19 protein-coding genes are annotated in these 16,445 nt (G+C 41.0%); 9 read left to right on the top strand and 10 right to left on the bottom strand.

What is annotated here, in order from left to right:
- Positions 1 to 3: 3 nt before the first annotated feature.
- On the bottom strand, positions 4 to 1,113 hold the full coding sequence (locus ACM0OR_RS20675) for an S-(hydroxymethyl)glutathione dehydrogenase/class III alcohol dehydrogenase (protein WP_414578455.1): 1,110 nt from the start codon (positions 1,111 to 1,113) through the stop codon (positions 4 to 6).
- Positions 1,114 to 1,530: 417 nt separating this feature from the next.
- Between ACM0OR_RS20675 and ACM0OR_RS20670 the strand changes: the two genes are divergently transcribed.
- On the top strand, positions 1,531 to 2,814 hold the full coding sequence (locus ACM0OR_RS20670) for a valine--pyruvate transaminase (RefSeq protein WP_414578454.1): 1,284 nt from the start codon (positions 1,531 to 1,533) through the stop codon (positions 2,812 to 2,814).
- 134 nt (positions 2,815 to 2,948) lie between these two features.
- Positions 2,949 to 3,602: a ribosome maturation factor RimM gene (rimM, locus tag ACM0OR_RS20665; protein WP_414578453.1), complete on the top strand. Its 654-nt coding sequence runs from the start codon at positions 2,949 to 2,951 to the stop codon at positions 3,600 to 3,602.
- Positions 3,603 to 3,685: 83 nt separating this feature from the next.
- Here rimM and ACM0OR_RS20660 read toward each other — a convergent pair whose 3' ends face one another.
- The 3 genes from ACM0OR_RS20660 to ACM0OR_RS20650 form a co-directional block, all read right to left on the bottom strand.
- Positions 3,686 to 4,693, bottom strand: a complete 1,008-nt coding sequence (locus ACM0OR_RS20660; RefSeq protein ID WP_414578451.1) for a serine/threonine protein kinase — start codon at positions 4,691 to 4,693, stop codon at positions 3,686 to 3,688.
- 43 nt (positions 4,694 to 4,736) lie between these two features.
- Positions 4,737 to 4,928: a hypothetical protein gene (locus tag ACM0OR_RS20655; RefSeq protein ID WP_414578449.1), complete on the bottom strand. Its 192-nt coding sequence runs from the start codon at positions 4,926 to 4,928 to the stop codon at positions 4,737 to 4,739.
- A gap of 68 nt (positions 4,929 to 4,996) precedes the next feature.
- Positions 4,997 to 5,899, bottom strand: coding sequence for an alpha/beta fold hydrolase (locus tag ACM0OR_RS20650; RefSeq protein WP_414578447.1), 903 nt, complete (start codon positions 5,897 to 5,899; stop codon positions 4,997 to 4,999).
- Between the two features lie 108 nt (positions 5,900 to 6,007).
- Here ACM0OR_RS20650 and ACM0OR_RS20645 point away from each other — a divergent pair, with 108 nt between their 5' ends.
- Both ACM0OR_RS20645 and ACM0OR_RS20640 read left to right on the top strand, forming a co-directional pair.
- Positions 6,008 to 6,646, top strand: coding sequence for a Uma2 family endonuclease (locus ACM0OR_RS20645; protein WP_323264925.1), 639 nt, complete (start codon positions 6,008 to 6,010; stop codon positions 6,644 to 6,646).
- Positions 6,647 to 6,819: 173 nt separating this feature from the next.
- On the top strand, positions 6,820 to 8,898 hold the full coding sequence (locus ACM0OR_RS20640) for an S-layer homology domain-containing protein (protein WP_414578444.1): 2,079 nt from the start codon (positions 6,820 to 6,822) through the stop codon (positions 8,896 to 8,898).
- Between the two features lie 123 nt (positions 8,899 to 9,021).
- Here the strand turns inward: ACM0OR_RS20640 and ACM0OR_RS20635 are convergent, their stop codons facing one another.
- The gene (locus tag ACM0OR_RS20635) at positions 9,022 to 10,059 is read right to left on the bottom strand and encodes a mechanosensitive ion channel family protein (protein WP_414578442.1); all 1,038 of its coding nucleotides are present in this window, start codon (positions 10,057 to 10,059) and stop codon (positions 9,022 to 9,024) included.
- A 115-nt stretch (positions 10,060 to 10,174) separates the two neighbouring features.
- On the opposite strand from ACM0OR_RS20635, the gene ACM0OR_RS20630 reads away from it, so the two are divergent.
- Complete coding sequence (locus tag ACM0OR_RS20630) at positions 10,175 to 11,092, top strand: histone deacetylase (protein WP_414578477.1); 918 nt, start codon at positions 10,175 to 10,177, stop codon at positions 11,090 to 11,092.
- A gap of 31 nt (positions 11,093 to 11,123) precedes the next feature.
- Here ACM0OR_RS20630 and ACM0OR_RS20625 read toward each other — a convergent pair whose 3' ends face one another.
- Entirely contained in the window at positions 11,124 to 11,549 is a 426-nt protein-coding gene (locus ACM0OR_RS20625; RefSeq protein WP_414578441.1) for a hypothetical protein, read from the bottom strand.
- A gap of 143 nt (positions 11,550 to 11,692) precedes the next feature.
- On the opposite strand from ACM0OR_RS20625, the gene ACM0OR_RS20620 reads away from it, so the two are divergent.
- Positions 11,693 to 12,430: a hypothetical protein gene (locus ACM0OR_RS20620; protein ID WP_414578439.1), complete on the top strand. Its 738-nt coding sequence runs from the start codon at positions 11,693 to 11,695 to the stop codon at positions 12,428 to 12,430.
- Between the two features lie 168 nt (positions 12,431 to 12,598).
- On the opposite strand, the gene ACM0OR_RS20615 is transcribed toward ACM0OR_RS20620, so the two are convergent.
- Positions 12,599 to 13,744 (bottom strand): NAD(P)/FAD-dependent oxidoreductase, encoded by a 1,146-nt coding sequence (locus ACM0OR_RS20615; protein ID WP_414578438.1) that lies wholly within the window; start codon positions 13,742 to 13,744, stop codon positions 12,599 to 12,601.
- A gap of 224 nt (positions 13,745 to 13,968) precedes the next feature.
- Here ACM0OR_RS20615 and ACM0OR_RS20610 point away from each other — a divergent pair, with 224 nt between their 5' ends.
- Together ACM0OR_RS20610 and ACM0OR_RS20605 are read left to right on the top strand one after the other, a co-directional pair.
- Entirely contained in the window at positions 13,969 to 14,232 is a 264-nt protein-coding gene (locus tag ACM0OR_RS20610; RefSeq protein ID WP_414578436.1) for an AbrB/MazE/SpoVT family DNA-binding domain-containing protein, read from the top strand.
- The gene (locus tag ACM0OR_RS20605) at positions 14,219 to 14,608 is read left to right on the top strand and encodes a type II toxin-antitoxin system VapC family toxin (RefSeq protein ID WP_414578435.1); all 390 of its coding nucleotides are present in this window, start codon (positions 14,219 to 14,221) and stop codon (positions 14,606 to 14,608) included. Before ACM0OR_RS20610 ends, ACM0OR_RS20605 begins: the two co-directional genes overlap by 14 nt.
- Positions 14,609 to 14,698: 90 nt before the next feature.
- Here the strand turns inward: ACM0OR_RS20605 and ACM0OR_RS20600 are convergent, their stop codons facing one another.
- From ACM0OR_RS20600 to ACM0OR_RS20590, 3 genes are all read right to left on the bottom strand, one after another.
- Positions 14,699 to 14,917 carry a type II toxin-antitoxin system HicB family antitoxin gene (locus tag ACM0OR_RS20600; RefSeq protein ID WP_414578433.1) on the bottom strand — a complete coding sequence of 73 codons (219 nt, stop codon included), beginning with the start codon at positions 14,915 to 14,917 and terminating at the stop codon, positions 14,699 to 14,701.
- A complete protein-coding gene (locus tag ACM0OR_RS20595) occupies positions 14,910 to 15,137 on the bottom strand; it encodes a type II toxin-antitoxin system HicA family toxin (RefSeq protein WP_414578432.1) in 228 nt (75 codons plus the stop codon). The genes ACM0OR_RS20600 and ACM0OR_RS20595 overlap by 8 nt, the downstream gene beginning before the upstream one ends.
- Positions 15,138 to 15,348: 211 nt before the next feature.
- Positions 15,349 to 15,546, bottom strand: a complete 198-nt coding sequence (locus tag ACM0OR_RS20590; protein ID WP_414578430.1) for a hypothetical protein — start codon at positions 15,544 to 15,546, stop codon at positions 15,349 to 15,351.
- Positions 15,547 to 15,806: 260 nt separating this feature from the next.
- On the opposite strand from ACM0OR_RS20590, the gene ACM0OR_RS20585 reads away from it, so the two are divergent.
- Positions 15,807 to 16,304 carry a CRR6 family NdhI maturation factor gene (locus ACM0OR_RS20585; RefSeq protein ID WP_323264982.1) on the top strand — a complete coding sequence of 166 codons (498 nt, stop codon included), beginning with the start codon at positions 15,807 to 15,809 and terminating at the stop codon, positions 16,302 to 16,304.
- Positions 16,305 to 16,445: the final 141 nt, after the last annotated feature.

Below are 16,445 nucleotides of genomic sequence, written 5' to 3'. Positions count from 1 at the left end.
AAACTAAAATGTCACCACACTGCGAATTGACTCCCCTTTGTGCATTAAATCAAAGGCATCATTAATTTGCTCAATGGGCATAACGTGAGTAATTAAATCGTCAATATTTATCTTGCCATCCATATACCAATCAACGATTTTCGGCACATCTGTACGCCCTCTTGCACCACCGAAGGCTGAACCTTTCCACACGCGCCCAGTCACCAGTTGAAACGGACGGGTACTAATTTCTTCACCCGCACCAGCCACACCAATAACTACACTCACGCCCCAACCTTTGTGACAGCATTCTAAGGCTTGACGCATGACTTTGACGTTACCAATACACTCAAAGCTGTAATCAGCACCACCTTTAGTTAAATCAACTAAATAACTAACTAAATCCCCCTCCACTTCTTGGGGGTTGACAAAATGCGTCATCCCAAATTTTTCTGCTAAAGCTCGCTTGCTGGGGTTAATATCTACCCCGACAATCATATTCGCCCCCACCATCCGCGCCCCTTGGATGACATTTAAGCCAATACCTCCCAAGCCAAAGACTACTACATTAGCCCCTGGTTCTACCTTGGCTGTATAAATAACTGCGCCAATACCTGTTGTTACTCCACAACCGATGTAACAAACCTTGTCAAAAGGGGCATCTTCGCGAATTTTAGCTACGGCGATTTCTGGCAGCACCGTATAGTTAGCAAAGGTAGAAGTACCCATGTAGTGATGAATTATTTGTCCATCAATACTAAAGCGACTAGTACCACTGGGCATGACACCACGAGATTGAGTCAGGCGAATTGCTTGGCAGAGGTTGGTTTTAAAGCTGAGACAATATGGACATTGGCGACATTCTGGAGTGTAAAGGGGAATCACATGATCTCCTGGCTTGACACTAGTCACACCAGCACCCACTTCTACCACTACTCCAGCCCCTTCATGTCCTAAAATGGCGGGAAATAAACCTTCAGGATCAATCCCAGACAGGGTATAAGCATCGGTGTGACAAACGCCACTGGCTTTAATTTCAACTAAAACTTCCCCGGCTTGCGGCCCTTCAAGTTGTACAGTTTCAATAGTTAAAGGCTGACCCGCGCTATAAGCCACTGCTGCTTTAACTTCCACGAGTCTACCCTCCTAAAAATTCAAAAAAATCCGATACTAGCCATTATCCTAAAGGGAAACACGGGTAAGTTGAAGCAATTTTTGATGATCTGAATTTATATCTTAGGGTGGTAGCAAGATTTTTCATAGTCTATATGTGAATTAACTATGAAATTGCATTTTGCGGAGAGATTGGTACATTAGTTACAGGCGGTAAACTAGGAAAATCATAATCCATAGCACTTCTTGTTTGTATGCAATACACTCTAACCTCTCTCCAAACCTCTCTCCTACAAGGAGAGAGGCTTTGAGTCTTACTCCCCTTCCCTACAAGGGAAGGGGTTGGGGGTTAGGTCTGTATTAGACTCAACTGCAAACCGCTATATCTGCCTGATTGAATTTTTATCCCCTCAGTTATCTATTAATTTTGTAAAGCGTATGAACCCTGCCCTAACAAAAATTGGCTCTCAAATGTCCAACCTTACAGGTGTACGAGCGATCATGAAGGACATTAATGAAACGTTAAAAGCTAGTCGAGGGCAGGAATTAATTAATTTGAGTGCAGGCAACCCGTTGATTTTACCAGAGGTAGAACAGTTGTGGCGGGACTACACAGTAGAATTATTAGCTAGTTCAGAATATGGAGAAGTGGTTTGTCGTTATGGTTCTAGTCAAGGCTATGCACCATTAGTTGAAGCGATCGCTAATGACTTTAACAAACGCTACGGTTTAAACTTAACTGAGCGCAATATTTTACTCACCCCCGGTAGTCAAAGCCTCTACTTCTACGCAGCTAATTCTTTCGGTGGCTACACTAGCGATGGGCAACTCAAGCAAATAGTTTTACCTCTAAGTCCAGACTATACGGGTTACGGTGGTGTATGTTTGTTTCCTGAAGCTTTACTAGCTTACAAGCCTACTCTCGATATAGACGCACCCAACCACCAGTTTAAATATCGCCCTGATTTCAGCCAATTATCGGTGACAGAAAACACCGGTTGTATTATCTTTTCTCGTCCCTGTAATCCTACAGGCAACGTCATGACAGAAGATGAGGTGAAGAAAATTGCTGCTTTAGCCGCCTCTTATGATGTACCTGTGTTGATTGACTCCGCTTATGCACCACCATTCCCAGCATTAAACTTTACAGAGATGCAGCCAGTTTTTGGCGACAACATCATCCACTGTATGAGTTTATCTAAAGCTGGATTACCAGGGGAACGCATCGGCATTGCCATTGGGGATGAAAAATGGATACACGTTTTGGAATGCTTCCAGACAAACTTGTGTATTCATCCGTCGCGCTATGGACAGGCGATCGCAGCTCGTGCTATTGAATCTGGTAGTCTGGCACAAATTTCTGAAAGCGTCATTCGTCCCTTTTACCAAAACAAATTTACCGTTTTGGAAGATACCTTAAATACCTCCATGTCCAAGGATTTACCTTGGTTCTTGCATCGTGGCGAGGGGGCTATTTTTGCTTGGTTGTGGTTAAAAGATTTACCGATTACCGATTGGGAATTTTATCAAGAACTCAAAAAAGTCGGTGTAATTATCGTTCCTGGTAGTACATTCTTCCCCGGTTTACAAGAAGAATGGCCACACAAACAGCAATGTTTACGTATTAGCCTCACAGGTAGTAATGAAGAGATTGCCAAGGCGATGCAACTTTTAGCCAAAGTAGCCGAAAAAGTGTATCAAAGTACGGCTGTTAGCGCATAGTAATTCGTAGTTCGTAATTAAGAGTTACTTTGTGATGTCTACGGTGCTTGACTAAATAGTGCGTCAAAAATTGGTTGACCCATTTAACATGGTATGTTCATTTACGCTGTGCTGTACTAGTTGAGTTAATGGTAATGAACCAAGAACAAACAAAAGAAAAGAAAGGAAGGCGGAAAGCAGGGAAGAAGCAAAAACCCAATCCCCAATCCCCAGTCCCCAGTCCCCAATCCCCCAACCTTGATGATTGGATAGAAATTGGGAAAATCGTTGCCCCACAAGGCTTAGGTGGAGAGTTGCGGGTTTATCCTGAAACTGACTTTCCTGAGCGGTTTCAGGAATCAGGAACACGATGGTTATTGCATCCAGGCGAGATAGAACCGCAACCCATCGAATTGTTAACAGGACGTTATATAGAAGGGAAAAACTTATACGTTATCCAATTGGCTGGTGTAGAAAGTCGTAACGAGGCTGAAGAATTACGCGATTGTAGATTATTTGTATCGGCTAGCGATCGCCCCCAATTAGGAGAAGATGAATATCATGTCATCGATTTAATTGGCGTAGAGGTATTTCTGCAAGCCTCTGGGGAACTGCTGGGTACAGTAGTTAATGTGATTCCGGCTGGAAATGATTTGCTAGAGGTACAGTTACAAAAGTCCCCAACTAGCGAGGAAAAACCCAAGACACTGTTAATTCCCTTTGTCAAAGCGATCGCACCTGTGGTAGATTTACCAGCTCGTCGGATTGAAATTACCCCCCCTGTCGGTTTATTGGAACTGGCGACTTAATCAATTAAAAATTCAAAAACTTCTAGAGCATTGTATTTTTCTTCCCCTGCTCCCCCTGCTCCCCCTGCTCCCCCGCTCCCCTGTCACCTATCCCCTGTCACCTTCTGCACCTGCTGGGCTGCACTATCCTGTTGTGAGATGACCAATGTAATTCCGGCTACTGCCAATAACCCAATCATTACTAGTCCTAGTATGGAAGTGTGTCTTCTTAATCTCAGGGATGCGATCGCATTTTCTAGCATACTAGTAGCACCAGTAACCTGAATGGGTCGTAGTGCAGCTAATGCAGCAGCAGCATTGGGGTAGCGATATTGCCATTTAGGTTCTACCATTCCCCTTAACCAACACACAAAACAGGGATTAACTGCTGGAAATTGCTGGAAATCAAAGCGGTAGTTACCGTCAAATAACTTACTAATATTGACAGCATGAGTTTTGGCCAGTAGATAAATCAGTGTTGAGCCTAAACTATACAAGTCTGAAGCTGGAGTCAGAGTTTGACCTAAGTGTTCCTCTGGTGGCATAAAACCAGGAGTTCCGCTTACCAAGCTGCTCAGAGCCATTTTTTTACCCTGGACGTGTGCCAAATCAAAATCTACTAGGTAGGTATTTAGTTGCTCATCAACTAAAATATTTTCTGGTTTAATATCCCGATGAATAATTGGATCAACTCGGTGCTGTAAATATACTAAAATTTCTAAAAGTGACACCGCTATTTGCTTAATTGCTTCTGGATGCCATCTCTTTACTGAACCCAAGGAAGGAGCGTTTTTGTACTCCTGCACTATGTAAAAACCTTTAGATGTAGTAAAAGAATCTATATAACGCGGGATGCGGGGATGATTCAGTGTTTGCAGGATTTGCACTTCTCGCTCGTAAGCTGTTATGCCCAGCCAGTCTGCACCTGCATGGGAGAGACTAAATTCTTTAATTACTACCTGTTGTTTGAAGTTACGGACACCAGCAAGATAAGTAATGCGTCCCCCTTGCTGGTTGCGTCCCAATTCTCGGATAACCTCATAACCCAAAGCAGAAAAATCTGGATGTTGAATTAAGGGGATTTTCCCTTGATTACGCACATCAAGCTCCATTAAACACCACCTGAGTTGAATTTTGTCAAGTGCAATTAACAAATTATAAATTCTCACCCAGATTGTTATCTGCCATTCTGCCCTTATGGAGTGCTGAGTAATGAGTGCTGAGTAATGAGTAATGAGTGCTGAGTGCTGAGTAGTGGGTAGTGGGTAGTGGGTAGTGGGTAGTGAGGGTGAGTAGAGTAGTGAGTGGTGTTAGCGGTAGCGGGGCGTGAGCAGCGTGCTGAGTCAAGAGTTATTAGTCATTAGTTTTTTCTACTCTGCTCCTCTGCTCCTCTGCTCCTCTGCGCCCCTGCTCCCCTACCCCTCTGCTTCCCGCGTTAGCCAGTCAACAATCTGGGTATTGACAACATCTGGGACTTCATCATGGGGGCAATGACCAGCACCAGGAATAGGCACGATTTTAATATCTTTGCCATTTGCCAGGGCGGTTTCGTAAATCTTCACCCCAGTAATTGGTGTCCAAGGGTCGTCAGCACCCCAAATCACTAGTAGAGGACGTTCTATTTTGGGTAAGAGTTCCTCTGGTGTTGGGCCTGGTGGTGCTGTAAGGATAGAGGCAAATACCTGCTGTGCGCCTGGATCGCAAGATGGAGTATAAAGTAAATCAACTAATTCATCAGTAACGGCTGTGCGATCGCGGTAAACTTGGTACAGTGTGCGCCGAATTTGAGATTTTTGGCGAATGCGGTTAAATACAAATTTACCTGTAATTGGCGATCGCACCACTCGGTTAAACGCCGACATGACAATTCTTAAGGGTGGGTTCAATTCGTGGGGACGATGACTCAATCCACCAGCCGAGTTAATTAACACACCTCCAGCAGCCATCTCTGGATGTTCTGCCAAAACTATCAAACTTAAAAGTGCGCCAATAGAGTTACCAATAAATACAGCAGGTTGTTGAATATGATCTGTCCAAAAATCTTTTAATAGTTCTACCCAAACTTCTGTGCTGTAATCAATTAGAGCTTTATCTGAACCACCAAACCCCAAAAGATCCACAGCAAAAACTTGGTAGCCAGCACTTGCTAAAACTGGGATATTCTTACGCCAATGCCCAATGGAAGCACCAAAGCCATGCACAAGTACCAACGGTTGTCCAGTACCCATGACCGTATATTGAATTTTGTGATTGCGCCAAGTCCAAACCAGTTTTTCAAAATTTGCCGTGGTTACTAGCTGCTGGGTCGTTAAAGTCATTATGAAGATTCCTATACTATTGTTATATATAGTAAAGCGTCTCGCCTCCCAGCATTCTTATCAAAATGTTATTTTTAGACTGAGATACTTTTTTATTTGGAAATCCCTATGCCAGCAACTGCTATTAGTCTGCGGTTAGAACCAGGTCAAAAAGTTACTTTAGAGCCTGTTGCTTGGGGAGAGTTTGAACAGATTCTTGCTAAGTTAGGAGAATCGCGCTCATCTCGAATCGCTTATGCTAATCAGATTTTAGAAATCATGGCCCCTCTACCTGAGCATGAAAGGTCAAAAGTTTTACTTGCAGACTTAGTAAAAGCCCTGCTCAAATTTCAAAAACGCTCATGGGAACCCCTTGGCTCTACTACTTTTAAAAGTCAGAGTATGACAGCAGGTATTGAGCCTGACGAATGCTTCTATATCGAAAACTACAGAGCTGTTATCGGTAAAACTCGACTGGATTTGACTGTAGATCCCCCACCAGATTTAGCATTAGAAACTGACTTGACCTCTAAAACAGAACTTGATGCTTATGAAGCGTTGAAAGTACCAGAACTGTGGATATACAAAAATAGCCACTTAAAAATCTACCTACTGCAACAAGATAAGTATGTTGAATCTCAGACAAGTCAAACTTTCCCTGGTATCACAGTGATAGAGACTATTCCACTGTTTATGCAGCGAGCTAAAGAAGTTGGTGTGAGCCAGACTTTGACCGAGTTCGATATATTTCTAGCGCAAACACTTTAAAAAACACAGGTGACAGCCAAGAGGACATAAGAGTTCTGCGCTTAAAAAAGCTACAAATTGACGAAATATTGTACTAAAGTTGCTCGAAATGTTAGTTTTATCTTCACACAGGGATTAATAGATAAAGGAACGATGAAGTTCCTTTCACTTTTAGCCAATTAATACGGTGTGAGATGAAATATAAGCATCCACGTTCCCTAGCTCATTTCAGCAAAGTATTGCTAGCAGCCACATCCTTGGCCATCTTTTCTCCCATAGTTTCTGCCTATGCAGATCCAGGAATCTCTAGCACCGTTACCCAAAAACAGATAATAGTAGAAGAATCCCTCAGCAATAAAGCTGATAAGCTGCCAGAACCAATTAAAATGGCTGTTCTTCAAGATATTTCTCGGCGTACAGGTGCAAAAGTTTCAGCCTTAAGCATTATTCAGGCTCAACAGCAAATGTGGTCAAATGGCTGCTTGGGTTTAACAGTAGCGGGAAGTTGTACACAAGCTCAAGTCCCTGGCTGGCAAGTAGTAGCTACTAATCAAACACGGGTGTGGGTATATCGCACTGATACATCTGGGAAACTAGCCAAACTTGATGAAGGTGCAACTCAGTTCCTGACTACAATGATCGAGAATCAGGAAACTGCCTCTCGAACGACTACTAGCCGCACTGTTCAACAACAAACGATCGCCACCCAACGCAGTACCCAACTAACGGCTACTAACACTTCTGTCAAAGGGAAAAAGACAGGTTTTAGCTTGGCGATTTTGCAACCGGCTGGTAACATTTCTAATGTAATTGCCCGTGTTTCTTTGAAATCCAAACGTCACAAGGGTTTTTTAAAAGAAAGATTCTTAGGTGATTACAAATATAAAGTTAGTCAGAAGGCAAAATTTGTTAAAGGATTAAAAGCAGGCGATCGCGTGGTCGTGCGCCTGTATGATCTTCAAAACCGCTTTCTGGGCTACAGTGAATTTGAATTATTGTCAGCAAACACAGCCGTCAACCTGATATTGTCAGAAAACCCTTCACAATATCAAGTTGTTCGCACAGTTTGCGGTAATGACGCTAACCAAGACGGCACAATTGATGCTGGTAGTACCACTTACGACTACTTCACCCAAGTTAGCGGCGAACGGGTGACTTTCCTCAGCAGTTCCCAAACAGTCAACGTTAGCCAGTTCCAAGCGGAAGGGTTCTCAACTGTGGCGACAACTAGCGTTTATCCTACTTCTTTCAGTACGGGTGAGTTTGCTATGGTGCGTCAGACGATGAACGCCTTTAGTTACAACTTGGCGGAAGCTTTGAAAGTTGAACCAGGTAGATTAGTAGAACTCAATGAAGTCAGTGATGATGATAGTTCTATCTATGATGTCGGCCAGATGATGATGAGCTATCGTGAGATTGGGGTAGCTAACGGTATCCAAGTTAAATTTGCTGATGTTTCTACTAATCACTGGGCTAAAGACTTTATCTCTGAATTAGCCGCATTGCAAATTATCCAAGGTTTCCCCGATGGTAACTTTCGTCCTGATGAACAGTTGACTCGCGCCCAATTTGCAGCGATGCTAACTCAAGCCTTTGCCACAGCCAAAGTCAGGAATGCTATTAGCTTCAGAGATGTTTCTAGTAGATATTGGGCTTATAACGCCATCCGCGACACCTATGCAATGGGCTTTTTAGGCGGATCTGGGAATACATTCAAACCGACTCAGAGCCTGTCTCGCTTAGAAGTTTTATTAGCTTTAGCCCAAGGACTTAACTATACTTTTAGCGGTTCGACACAGACAATACTGGCAGTTTACAAAGATGCTACCAGTATTCGTAGTGATGTTCGTAATGCGATCGCTGCCCTCACAGAACGGGGTATCATAGTCAACTATCCTAATGTGCAGAACCTTAATCCTGATAAGGTAGCCACTAGAGCAGAAGTTAGTGCTTTAATTTACAAAACTTTAGCCAGCACTGGAGAAGTAGCAGATATATCTTCTCAGTACGCCGTGGAAAGTCTACAGCAGCGAGCTGAGATTGATAGATTCAATAGAATTGATAACGACGATGACGATGACGATGATGACGATGATGACGATGACAAAAAAGTTCGTCGCCAATTCGATGATGACGACGATGATGATAAAAAAGTCCGTCGCAATTGCAACCAAGGTATTGGTAATGGTTCTGAAGACTGCGATCCTGGTAATTCTCGTCCCCACGGTGGTAGTAACGATGAAGATGGACGAACTCCAGGTAGCAAAAGATAGAATTTTAAATTTTTAGAGATGCAATCAATTGCCTCTTGAAATGTTCACAGTAGGATAAAACTAAGGGTCAAAGGTAAAATTTTTCTTCATTTCTTTACCTTTGACCTTTTTTTGTATGACAATTTATTCCAAATTGAATGTTTCATTAGAATTAACATTTTCTTTGATATAAACATCTTGAATGGGGAAAGGAATAGAAATACCTGTTTCTTGATAACGCTTGTGCAGCTTTTTAATCATTAAATGTTTACCCATGCGTTGATCAAAATATTCACTAACACGCATATATAATGTAAAATCTATACTAAAATCTCCAAATGTGTGAAATCTGATATATGGCTCATTTTTAATTAATTCAATGGCAATCTCTTGCATCACTTCTTTTGCCACTTCTACCGTTATCTGTTCCACTTGTTCTAAATCACTATTATAACTAACACCTACATTCATAGTTAAAGTGATTTCTTTGGCAGGTAGATGATAATTAGTAAAAATTGTCGAGCCAAGCTTAGAATTGGGAACTATCACAACATTATTAGAAAGTTCTCTAATTGTTGTGTTGCGCCAAGAAATATCAATCACATATCCTTCATTACCATCATCTAATTTGACATAATCGCCATTTCTCACCTGCTTAGAAAGAATGAGATAAAAGCCAGAAAATAAATTAGCTAGGGTATCTTGTAATGCTAAACCAACGGCTAAACCCCCTACCCCTAAAGTTGTAATAATCGGAGTAATGGCAATTCCCATTGTTTGTAATAAAATTAATCCTCCTAACCCTAAAACAGCAGCTTTAGCGAGGTTAGATATAAGTGATGCAGTTGCCCTCTCTGCTGTTTTAGTATATAGATTCACAAAACCCGCAGAGAGTCTAGCTAAGACTAAGATAACTGAAGATAGGAAAACTATTGTAGTAACTTTTTGCAATAGAATAACAATATCTGTCTTGATCGGCGCACTCACAACAGCACCGGAAAAACCTGCAAGTACAAACCAAATAAAAGGCATACGTTGCAGAGACGTAAATATTATATTGCTGCCGGGAATTTGTTTATCGGTGGCAAATTTTTTCAGCTTCTTGAAAATAACTTTTTCACCAATTATTCCCGTCAACAAGCCAACTAAGATTAATGCTAAAGGTAAAATCCAGTCCATCATTATTAATTTGGAATTTCCAGCAAGGGGATGATTACTGCAAGATTTTACCTCATCGCTACACAATCAAAAACCTCCAGACGGATCGAATACTACAATTCCGGTGAAAATAAATAATATGGATCTACCAATTATTTATCACCCTGATTACGTTGCACCATTACCTAAAGGTCATCGCTTCCCGATGCCAAAGTTCCAAAAACTCTATGATTTATTATTAACTGAAGGCGTGGCACACATAGAACAATTTCATACCCCAACACCTCCGCACCCAGAGTTAATTGAGTTAGTTCATACCCCTGATTATGTCCAAGGATACTGTGAAGGTACATTAGATGCCAAAGCACAGCGTCGAATTGGTTTACCTTGGAGTCCAGCGTTAGCCAATCGTACCTGTGTAGCAGCAGGTGGGACAATACTCACCGCACAGTTAGCATTAAGTCAAGGTTTAGCTTGTAATACTGCGGGTGGAACGCATCATGCCTTTCCTAGTTATGGATCTGGTTTTTGTATTTTCAACGATTTAGCGATCGCCACTCGCGTTCTCCAAAAACAGGGACTCGTGCAAAAAATCCTCATTGTTGACTTGGATGTCCATCAAGGAGACGGTACGGCGTTTATCTTCCAAGATGATGACAGCGTATTTACTTTCTCCATGCACTGCGAAGTTAACTTTCCTGGTACTAAGCAACGAAGCGATTTAGATGTTCCCCTACCCGTGGGTATGGAAGACGACGCTTACCTACAAACTTTGGCTAAATACTTACCAGATTTGCTCTCAGATATTAAACCAGACTTGGTATTTTATGATGCTGGTGTTGATCCGCATATAGGCGATCGCTTAGGTAAATTAGCCTTAACTGATACTGGGCTTTTCCGTCGAGAAATGCAGGTGTTAAGCACCTGTGTTAGTTCTGGCTATCCTATCGCCTGCGTAATTGGTGGTGGTTACGCTGATGATATGAAATCTTTAGTTTGGCGACACTCCCTAGTGCATCGTGCCGCCAGTCAGGTATATCGTCAATATCAACTCTAATATTACTGCTTCCAAAAGCATAATGCCAGGTTCAAAACACATTTACGCGGCCATCATTCAGTATATAGAGAGAGCGATCGCCTGGATAACGCCAAGTGGGACGAATCTCTACGCGTAATGTGCCAAAATTTGGTTGAGAAACAACCGCTTGTAAGGGTGATCCTGTCTTATCCCAAAACACAAGGGAAAGATTGGGTTGTTTACCGTCTTCCTGAGCAAATTGTAATTTCTCTCCAGGTTGCAGAGGAATCGCCTTAGAACCTTGGATTTTTTCTAGTTCTACTAACTTAGAAGTATTATTAACTACTTCTAAGCGGATACGTTGACCGGGTGTAAACTGAAGGGGACTAGAACCACAATTAGAAGCACAAGTTCCGGCTAAACTGGTTTGAGTATGATCTATTGATGTTAATAACAGAGTAGCTGCGGCTAACACAATTGGCAATTTTTTAAACATAAGCTATCGGATAAATACTTATGCCACATAGTAGCCTACAGAGATATTATCCAGCCTCAGCAAATCCTGTGTAGTCGGGATTGGAGATTGGAGATTGGAGATTAGGGATTAGGTAATTTTGCAGTTTGAGACTTCAATTGATTATGATAGTTGCAATATATATCAAATTATCTGATCGAGTTTGGCAAGACTGGCAAACAGCAAAGAATTTTGCCAATCAAAAGGTTGATTCTTTGACTAATTCAGCACAAAAAATTGGGCAATCTTTACAAGAAACTGCTACAACAACGACTGATAAAACTATTGATGCAGTGACACAAACATTAAATCAAAGTTGGCAAAATGCTGAACAAGTTAAGAGTATGACCTCAACAGCTATTCAAACAGTTTTAACAAATCCCACATCAGGGATTAATTCTGCTTTTAATAATTGGTTGCTACAGCACCCAACATTGTGGCGGCTAGTACAAATATTAGATTGGGCAGCAAATCATCCGATTATTAGTTTAGTAGTATTACTATTTGCTCTAACTCTCATCTGGAGTATCATTAAAGCCGTGATGAGCTTGATTGAAAGAGCTAGTTGGTCAATTCTGCAAGTTCCTTTAAAATTAATTCAAGCTGTAACTAACTTTAGCTTTTTCTTTTTACTTCAAATTTTTAATTCATTCCTACAAAAATCAATAAATCATCAACCAGCAGAAACACAATCAGTTTTAAGTGACACCGTTCACAAAGGTAAACCGCAAAGGTTAGCAGAAATATCACTGAGATTAGAAGCTATTCAACAAGAGCAACAAGAGCTTTTACAAGAAGCCGCAACGTTAATTGCTACGAATGATATTGATATAAAAATACCAGAATTAACTCGTAATTCATAATTAATCTGACTTTGCACGAAATCTGTAAAACCTTTGCAAAGTCAGGGTTTTAGTAGAGAACGAGTTTAGATTAAGCGCAGATTTTACTACATAACATGAAAAATCAGATAATTTCATATATTTCAGATAAGCATAAAATTAGTAGCCGGGGTTCTGTATCACTATTATTTACGCTGTTATATTTAATTGCACAATAATCTCATCTTCATTGCTAGTAATAAATTGAGCAAATCGCTGTGCTAAGGGAGGTATGAAAACTAAAGGATTACTAAATCCAGAAAAAATATGAATACCTTCATATCCTGAAATAGCACCAATTAAAGGTAAATTATTACTACTAAATGCTACTAAACAATGATGCCAAGTTCCTGGTAAATTACCCAATATAGGTAAAACTTTAGTAATACTTTGCCTTAACCAATTTTCGCTTTCATCTGAATTTACATTAGCATAAGGGTCTGTCAGCACACGACTAATTTGACCTAGGCGCAAACTACAATCTTGAAACTGAATTGCACCTATATCTAATATTGGTGGGGCTGGTTGATTACCCATCTCTTCCCACAATTTATCATCTTTTGTAGATGCAGCTTCTAATTTAAATCTTTGTAAATTAGCTGGCATGACTAAAGTTTTTAGCTGTAAATCTACAGGTGGTGTTTCTATAATTTCTGCATGGGTAAAATACAGTTTGATCGGAATTCCTGCTGCTTTTAATAAATTACGGCTAAGTCCGCCAGCGCACACAACCACATTCCCACAGAAGTAATTTTCAGAAGTAGTTGTGACACTACCTGACCTTACTTGCAATACTTCGGTGATTTGCATTTCACCACCACCACGTAAAAAAGCCTGAATGTAAGCTTGCGCTGTTTTTTGGGGGTGGATATGTCCATGTTTGACAGTCAAAGCACCGGAAACAGCTTCCCGATTTAGCAATGGTTCTAATTCACAAGCGGCTTGAACACTGATTAAACGGGGTGGGGTTGCACAATTAGCATATAATGCAGCCATTGCTTGGGGGTCACTATCGGCAGCAATAGTCAGTAATAAGTCTAATTCCCGTAACTCAATATCAGCGTCTAACTCTTGAGCTAAATTTTGATAAATAGCGATCGCTTCTTGGCATAATTGGCGAGTGAGTGGTGTGCTTCCTGACCAATAAGCCAGTCCACCATAACTGTAACGGGTGGCATTTTGCGATATTTCATCTTTTTCTAATAGCAGTACACTCAAGCCTGTTTTGACTAATTCGTAGGCGAGTGTCGCACCCGTAATTCCACCGCCAACTACAATCCAGTCGTAGGTTTTCATTTAATTATGTTGTTTGTAAACTTAATGATAACGTTAGCGCAGCTTACCATAGGTATCGCCCACACTTTTCTCACGCTAATTCTTAATTTTTAATTAAAACTGATCAATTAGGCAGCTTGATTAACAGTTGGCTCTGGAAGTGTTTCATTTGTTGCTTCATCAGCCATAATAAAAATGCCGTACAAACAAATTTTCCATTTATAATGATCAAATTTCGGCAATCTATGGAAATAACAAAAGTATCCAGTGAGAGACAAATAAATATTTCTGAGGAATTACTAAAAGCTTCTGGCTGGGAAATTGGTCAAGAATTAATAGCAATTAGTATGGGTGATGGCATTCTTCTCAAACCCAAGAAGCCTTTTACAGAAACTACATTAAATGATGTTGCAGGCTGTTTAAAATATCAAGGCGCACCTAAATCTGTAGAAGATATGAATAATGCCATCCGTCAAGGTGTAGAGGAATCATGGCATGGTGGCAGTTGATACTAATATAATTGTGCGTCTATTGACCCAAGATGATGAATTACAGTACCGAAAGAGTCTAGAAATTTTTCAAAATCAAAATATTTTCATACCAGATACTGTAGTTCTAGAAACTGAGTGGGTACTAAGGTTTGCCTATAAGTTTAAACCTGTTGAAATATGTACAGCCTTAAGAAAGCTGTTTGGGTTGCCAAATGTTCACTTGAGTAATGCTAGCCTAGTTTTTCAAGCGTTACAATGGCATGAATTAGGCTTAGATTTTGCTGATGCCTTTCATCTAGCCCAAAGTCAAAATCATGCAGAATTTTACACTTTTGATGAGAAATTCGTGAAAAAAGCTAAGGGACTAACTAGCTGCGAAATCAAGCAGCCTTAGTTATGATTCACCAAAAAAGCCAACCTTAAAGTATATGAGTTAGGTGATCGCCCATACTTTCTTCACAAGTTAGGTAACAAGCAAGGTTAATTAGGCAGCTTGATTAACAGTTGGCTCTGGAAGTGTTTCATTTGTTGCTTCATAAGCCATAATTAAAGACTCTAAGGCTTCAATGCCATTCGTCACAGCCTCTTCATAAGTATCACCATGAGTCCGCCAACGCTGTCCAGGAAAATCAGGAAATCCAACCAAGAAGCAATTGTCTTGTTCTGACCATTGAATCAACATTTGATACTTAAATTTACTCATATTCCTGCTTCTCCTGCCCTTGTTTCTTCTCTACTTCTTTTATAGCTTGTTGTACATCCTTTTCCTGGTATAATTTAGCGTCTGCACCATCTTTACCTGACACGGTTAGTTTTCCAGCATATAAGGGATGTATCCAGTTAGAGTGGCTTCCTTTTCCTGGGAGTTCAGTAAAACCTACTTGACGTAGCCATTGTTTTAACTCTCTAATTTTCTTCGGCATTATTTTAGACAACGACTATCAACCACAGTAGATAAACTTCAATCTCAACCAAAAAAGCCAACCTTAAAGTATATGAATTAGGCGATCGCACACCCTTTCCCTGACATTGACATGATAAGCGCGATCAGCTACGCTCTTGCGTTAAGCCATTGCATTGCCAATTCTGAGGTTTAAGAATGGCAATCACACCCTGTTTGGTCACAAAAGGCACTCATTGAAAATTTTCATTAATCCATTCCCATCCGGCTTTTTCTGCTGCGTGGGTACTGTAATAGACTTTTCCTTGTCCAAAAACAGCACCATCCACAGTTAAAACTCGAAACTGCCAACAGTCTTCTGCATAGAAAACCAACAACGTCAAACCCTGGATACCAGCAAGCAGGTGAATTTTGACTTGGTTGTCTGTCATTAGCAAGCAGCCATAGATAATTACTGATTAGATCATCAATTATGGCAAAGCCAACAAATATTGGCGACTGTACCAGGAAAATTAATTCGTAACGACGCTCCCCCCCGATACGCTCTAAGCGCAGCTATGCCGCAGGCTTGATGTAATTCGTAATTTCCGGCAGGATATGAAGTATGCGGTAAATGTAGCGTCAATTGCAGAAAGCTGGTACTGTGAATTGTCAAGTTTACCACTGTGTACAAAAAGTAGCTGTTGAGTCTATGACAATCACGATCGCACTCAATACCGATTCTGTTAATAACCTGGATTTATCACCTGTCGATACGGTAATGAATCAACTGCTACAAGAAGGAGCAACCCAAGATAAAACACAAAGTGTCTACGCTAACTATGAACAGCAGTTGCAGTTTGATATTGACTATCCCTTAGAACCTGGCGATCCTCGTGAACTGTCAGAAATTCCAGAATTACGCCTGTGGTTTGTACGCTTAGATGCAAAATATCCCTGGTTGCCATTTTTATTAGATTGGAAAGCCGGAGAAATGGCTCGTTATACCGCTATGCTTGTACCGCATCAATTTAGTGCAAAAGAAGGTATTCAGTATAATCCCGAAGCTTTAGAAATCTTTTTGATGCACAAAGTTTTTCTTTTGAGTGACTGGTTAAAACAGCAAGATATTCCCTGGCAAGCGAGGATTAAATCTATGGCGCAAATGCTAGGTTACGAATTAGATGATGCCTTTTTTGCACTATTTTGAGGGACTGGGGGTTGGGGATAGGTGACAGGTGACAGGTGATAGGTGACAGGGGAAAAGAAAGCAGAGGGAGCAGGGGGAGCAGGGGGAGCAGGGGGAGAAAAATACAATGCCTACCTACTCACTACTCACTACTCACTACTC

Origin of the sequence: Anabaena sp. CCY 9402-a (assembly GCF_963920945.1) — a bacterium.
In the GTDB taxonomy this organism is placed as follows: Bacteria; Cyanobacteriota; Cyanobacteriia; order Cyanobacteriales; family Nostocaceae; genus Trichormus; species Trichormus minutissimus.
Note: the sequence above shows the minus strand (reverse complement) of the source record. Positions and strands in the feature narration are given on the sequence as shown.